The organism is Coleofasciculus sp., assembly GCF_046539235.1.
Lineage (GTDB): Bacteria > Cyanobacteriota > Cyanobacteriia > Cyanobacteriales > Coleofasciculaceae > Coleofasciculus.
The window spans coordinates 1-2612 of the sequence record NZ_JBKHHI010000605.1; the positions used below are offsets into that span (position 1 = coordinate 1).

Here is a 2612-nt window from a genome sequence, read left to right on the forward strand (position 1 = left end):
AGGCGATATTATTAGTTGTGTTAACAGGATAACTACTTGAGATCTGGTTCGGGATTAGGTTTGAGTTGAATAAAATATCGAATCCTTTGCTGATATTCTTTGCCAGCTACAGTAGCCACATTATCATGATCCGCATCAGGAACCAGGAAGAGTTGTTTTGAACCTGTTATAGTATCAAATAAAACTTGGCTCATGTAAGCAGGTACAACGGGGTCATTTGTGCCATGAATTAAAAGAATCGGCATTTTAAGAGAACGAACTTTGCTTTTCGAGTTAAACTTTTGCGTTAGTAGCAAATCCGCCGGAAATAAACCATAGATTCCCTGATGATCGACCATATCGCGCATTGAGGTAAATGTACTTTCCACAATTAAACGCTGGATGCTGGGATTTCGTACCGCTAAATCAATCGCGATCGCGCCCCCTAGAGATTGACCATATACGACAATATCCTGGGGCGGAATACCCTGTTGCTGCACCAGATAATCCCACGCCGCTTGAGCATCTTGATAAACTTGGGTTTCAGTGGGAAATTTACCATCACTTTGACCATAGCCTCGATAGTCAAATAACAAGACATCCAAACCCAATTGGTGAAATTCCATTGCCCGTTCGACATTCGCGCCGATATTCTCCCCATTCCCATGTAAATACAGCAGTACCCCGGTTTTGGGCGAGGTGGCGGGAATCCACCACCCATGGAGACGTTCTGGCTGATCAGCAGACACAAGTATCCACACCTCCTGATAACTTAAGCCCAAGTCTGTTGGTGTGGTTTGAATCTTCTTAGTGGGAACAAAAACTAGCCGATTTTGCCATAACCGGATAGAGATACAGGCTAACAGATAAATGATGGCGGCAATTCCGGTTAGGATTAGAAAACCCTTTCCCAGAAGGAAAATATTATAATTATTCATTCCCGTAATAGTCTCCCAGGGCAAATCAAAGAGTTAAACGGCTACAAAGTTGAGGCGATTTTTGACTCACCTTGTTTTCCAATCAGGGCGGGTTGAGTCAAGTTATCGGTTTTCTCGATAATATTATCAGTCAAACCCGCCCCTACAAATTATATCTCCTTGCACCTGTAGCCCCTGTACCCAGACGTGCCATGGCACGTCTCTACATGTTCTATTTAAGCGGTGGTTGTTTGAGATGCCAATCCGTAGACTGTTCGTAAGCGTAAGCGACTTGAAATACCTGTTCTTCGCCCAATACTTTCCCAATTAGTTGCATCCCAATGGGTAATCCTTGGTCATCAAATCCACAAGGAATACTCATTCCTGGTAATCCTGACAAGTTGACGGGAATTGTCATTAAGTCCGATAAGTACATGGTTAACGGATCTGAGATTTTTTCTCCGGCTTTAAATGGAGGAGTTGGGGCGGTGGGACAAATTAAAACATCAACCTTTTCAAAGGCTTGCTCGAAGTCTTGCTTAATTAGGGTACGAACTTTTTGCGCTTTGAGATAATAAGCGTCATAATAGCCAGCGGATAGAGCATAGGTTCCCAACATAATCCGGCGCTTGACTTCCGCCCCGAACCCGGCTGCACGAGTTTTCTTGTACATTTCCAAAAGATTTTCGGCTTCTGGCGTGCGAAACCCATACTTGACGCCATCGTAGCGAGCTAAGTTGGCTGAGGCTTCACTGGGAGCAATAATATAGTAGGCGGGCAACCCATAGCGAAATCGGGGACAAGAAATTTCTTGTACTTCAGCACCTAGGCTTTTGAGCTGATCAATGGCTTGTTGAACGGTTTTGGCAATGACGGGATCTAACCCTTCACCAAAGGTTTCTTTAATAATGCCAATTTTGAGACCTTTGGATTTTAAATCAGGTTGCAGGGATTTGGTGTAGTCGGGAATCTCCAGCTTGAGACTGGTTGAGTCATTCGGATCATAGCCTGCGATCGCGTTAAGTAAAATAGCTGCATCTTCTACGCTTCGTCCAAACGGACCAATTTGATCCAACGACGACGCATAAGCGACTAAACCATAACGAGACACTAACCCATAGGTGGGTTTCATGCCAACAATCCCGCAGAATGATGCAGGTAGACGAATCGATCCCCCTGTATCCGAACCGATAGCAACCACACATTCGCTAGCCGCAACCGCTGTAGCTGAACCCCCAGAGGAACCCCCAGGAACGCGGGATAAGTCCCATGGATTCGCCGTCTGTTGATAACTAGAGGTTTCGCAGGAACTCCCCATGGCAAATTCATCCAAATTAGTTTTGCCCACCATGACAGCCCCCGCATCCTTAAGTTTTTGAGTCACGGTAGACTCATAAGGCGGGACGAAGTTTTCCAGGATACGAGAGGCGCAGGTGGTGGGAATACCTTTGGTACACATATTATCTTTGATGCCAATCGGAATCCCCGCCAACATGCCAATGTCTTCCCCCGCTGCGATTTTGGCATCCACTTGACGCGCTTGTTCAAGGGCATAGTCGGCTGTAATATGCAAAAAGCTATGGATTTTTGGTTCTAGCGCCTGAATGCGAGCAAGGGCGTCTTGCGTGATTTCAACACTGGTGCGTTCTTTGTCGATAAGTTGTTGGTGCAGCTCACGAATGGATGCCATGCTTGTACCTATTTATACTGATTTAC

2 protein-coding genes are annotated in these 2612 nt (G+C 45.6%); both read right to left on the reverse strand.

The window, feature by feature from the left end; translation table 11 throughout:
- Nucleotides 1–32: 32 nt before the first annotated feature.
- A complete protein-coding gene (locus tag ACLFWI_RS29170) occupies nt 33–917 on the reverse strand; it encodes an alpha/beta hydrolase (RefSeq protein ID WP_446415836.1) in 885 nt (294 codons plus the stop codon).
- Between the two features lie 211 nt (nt 918–1128).
- Nucleotides 1129–2586 carry an Asp-tRNA(Asn)/Glu-tRNA(Gln) amidotransferase subunit GatA gene (gene gatA / locus ACLFWI_RS29175; RefSeq protein ID WP_446415837.1) on the reverse strand — a complete coding sequence of 486 codons (1458 nt, stop codon included), beginning with the start codon at nt 2584–2586 and terminating at the stop codon, nt 1129–1131.
- Nucleotides 2587–2612 lie beyond the last annotated feature (26 nt).